The following is a 326-nucleotide window of genomic DNA, read 5'->3' as shown; positions in this document are numbered from 1 at the left end:
GCCACTGCTATCCCCTGACCCGCGATATCGCGGCGGTGATCCACGACGTCTGGAAAGGGCCGCGCGATCTGCTGAAGTCCCTTGACCGCTGGCTGCAGGGCGAAGCGCCGCAGCTTAAGTCGCCGCCAGCCCCTAACGAGACGCTGGCCGAACGCCATCAGCAGATCATCGCCCGCATTGACTCGCTCAAGCAGCAGTGGCGCGAGCAGGTGGGCGAGATCGAAGGCGTGCTGGAAAATTCCGGCCTTGACCGGCGGAAGTTTAATCGCGGCAACCAGGGCAAGTGGATGGAGAAAGTGAACGCCTGGGCGCAGGAAGAGACGTTA

General features: G+C 62.9%; 1 protein-coding gene. It reads left to right on the top strand.

Annotation, left to right across the window (positions count from 1 at the left end; all coding sequences use genetic code 11):
* Positions 1 to 326, top strand: a 326-nt coding sequence (locus ACSIPU_RS30830; protein WP_435322509.1) for a hypothetical protein, incomplete at both ends; no start/stop codon positions are given.

Origin of the sequence: Klebsiella sp. HN106, from assembly GCF_051209435.1 — a bacterium.
Classification (GTDB): Bacteria; Pseudomonadota; Gammaproteobacteria; order Enterobacterales; family Enterobacteriaceae; genus Klebsiella; species Klebsiella oxytoca.
The sequence above is the reverse complement of the archived record's forward strand: the minus strand, read 5'-3'. Positions and strand labels throughout refer to the sequence as shown.